The organism is Synechococcus sp. (assembly GCF_982614295.1).
This window is the reverse complement of the sequence record NZ_CEXBMR010000094.1, coordinates 1-2,229: the sequence shown is the minus strand read 5'-3', so window position 1 is coordinate 2,229 and position 2,229 is coordinate 1. Positions and strand designations below refer to the sequence as shown.

The following is a 2,229-nucleotide window of genomic DNA, read 5'->3' as shown; positions in this document are numbered from 1 at the left end:
TTCGGCCATTGGAGTGGCACTGGCATAGTTGATATCAGCCTAGGTTTGAAATTGCAGCGCTGAGCTTGCTTATGGCAAACCAGTTGTGCATCCTCCATGCCCTACCTGTGTGGGCCCCCGCTTGGCAATATGGCGGGCCGGTGCGCAGTGTTGGTCGCCTTTGCGGCGCCCTTGCTGATAGGGGCATCAAGGTTGAAGTAATCACAACCACCGCTGGATTGCCCGATTGGCCACAAACAGAAATCGGCGTTCCCCTTGAGCGAGATGGCATCACAGTTACCTATTACCCCGAAGATCAACCGGGTGGAGCGATTCGCTCGCAGGCTTTATTAGCAGCCTTGCCAAAGCACCTTGCCCGCAATCAGTTGCTTCACTTAAGTGCCCTCTGGCAACCCTTGGGTCCACCGCTGCAACGGGCTGCCCAGCGCCTTGGCGTGCCGGTGGTGCACAGTTTGAGGGGAGCTCTAGGCCCCTATAGCCTCAGCCGTGGCTGGTGGAAAAAACTGCCTTACTACTGGCTAGTGGAACGGCCTTGCCTTAAGCGTGCCGCTGCTTTACACACCACTTCAGGCCGTGAGCAGCGCGAATGCAATAACCCATTACTTGGCCTTGGGGCCTTGCCTCCCCGCTGGCTTTTGCCCAATCCCCTCGAGCTTGCAGCCTTTGGTTTTGATCCCCAGCAGCGCCTTGCCTGGCGCACCACCCATCAATTGAAAGCCAAGGAGCCCCTATTTTTGGTGTGCGGCAGGCACCATCACAAGAAGGGTTTAGATCTTTTGGCACCGGTTTTTAAAGCCCTCGCCCATCTGCCTTGGCATTTTGCTTTGGTGGGCCCGGATGAAGATGGCAGCGCGGCAGCCCTCGAGCAAAGCCTTAGGTGCCATGGTTTAGGCGAGCGCCTATTGCGATTGCCATTGCAACAGGCGACTGAATTGCCAGCTCTTTTTGCCGCTGCCGATCTTTTACTAATGCCAAGCCGCCATGAAAATTTCGGCAATGTGGCCCTTGAAGCCCTGGCCTGCGGTTGCCCAGTGTTGTTAAGTGATGGAGTGGGTGCGGGCGAGGAATTGGAACGGTTACTTACAACACAACCCTGGGGTGCAGTGTTACCCCGCCGCTCACATTTGTGGAGCCAGTGGTTAGCGGCTTGGCTTTTAAATTTTGCGGCTAAACCGTTAAGGCTTGATCCGCAGCTGTTAGTGGATCATTACGGAAGCAGCGCAGTGGCAGCCAATTGCGAAGCCCTTTATCGCACCCTGTTGTGACACCGTCGGTGGCAGGGGTTGTGCTCACCCTAAATGAAGCAACAGATCTGCCTCGGGCCCTGGCTTCCCTGAGCTGGTGCCAGGAACTATTGGTGCTTGATTCCGGCAGCACCGATGCCACTACTGCCCTTGCTCATGCCCAGGGTGCTCGTGTAATTGTGCATCGGCCTGAGGGTGGCTTTTTGATCAGTGAGCAGCGCAACTGGGCCCTCATTCATGGCAACCTCAAAAGTGAGTGGGTTTTGTTTCTAGATGCTGATGAGGAGATCACTCCAGCCTGCGCGGCAGCAATAACTGCGGCTACAAGTGCAAGCGCTGAGCTATTTGGCTTCGAACTCACACCTCGTTATTGGTTCCTAGGCCGCTGGTTACGCCATACCCAGGGTTACCCCAATTGGCATCCACGTTTATTGAGGCGCAATTTTTTGCGATTTGAAGGTGGGGTATGGGAAAGCTTTTGCGGTTTAAATGGCGATCCTTTAACCGGTTTGATCGGCCGTCTTAAAGAGCCCTATGAGCACTACGCCTTTAGCAAAGGGATTAACGATTGGCTTGAGCGCCATAGCCGATATGCCGATTGGGAAGCAAGAAAGATCGTGGCATTTCTTGATGGCGGAGGTAGCAATTCTCTAGGCACCCGCCGTTGGCTTCAATTGCGAAAGTGGGCGGCAATCGCTTGGCCCCTGAGGCCCTTTGGGCGTTTCACACAAAAATATCTGCTGCAAGGGGGCTGGCGGGAGGGTTGGCAGGGCTTGTTGTTTGCTTTTTTGATGGCCAGCTACGACTTAATCACCGTTGTGAAAGTGATCGAATTGCGGCGTAGACGCAAAGGCCTGCCCCTATGAAACCAACAAGCCAGCTGCCTTTGCTGTTGATAACTGAGCACTTCGCGCCTGGCCATGGCGCCACCGCCCAATTAATGACTGATTTGGCCTGCGGCTTGGTTTCCCGCGGCATCCCAGTA

2 protein-coding genes are annotated in these 2,229 nt (G+C 55.0%); both read left to right on the top strand.

Translation table 11 applies throughout. The features are described 5' to 3' along the window. The first annotated feature begins 71 nt into the window (after window positions 1–71). The gene (locus AC2JC8_RS10070; protein WP_484594682.1) at window positions 72–1,265 is read left to right on the top strand and encodes a glycosyltransferase; all 1,194 of its coding nucleotides are present in this window, start codon (window positions 72–74) and stop codon (window positions 1,263–1,265) included. Beyond that, on the top strand, window positions 1,262–2,110 hold the full coding sequence (locus AC2JC8_RS10065; protein ID WP_484594681.1) for a glycosyltransferase family 2 protein: 849 nt from the start codon (window positions 1,262–1,264) through the stop codon (window positions 2,108–2,110). The genes AC2JC8_RS10070 and AC2JC8_RS10065 overlap by 4 nt, the downstream gene beginning before the upstream one ends. Window positions 2,111–2,229 lie beyond the last annotated feature (119 nt).

Coding starts and splice junctions, on each gene's coding strand:
- AC2JC8_RS10070 (WP_484594682.1), top strand. CDS start 72: ATGGCAAACCAGTTGTGCATCCTCCATGCCCTACCTGTGTGGGCCCCC.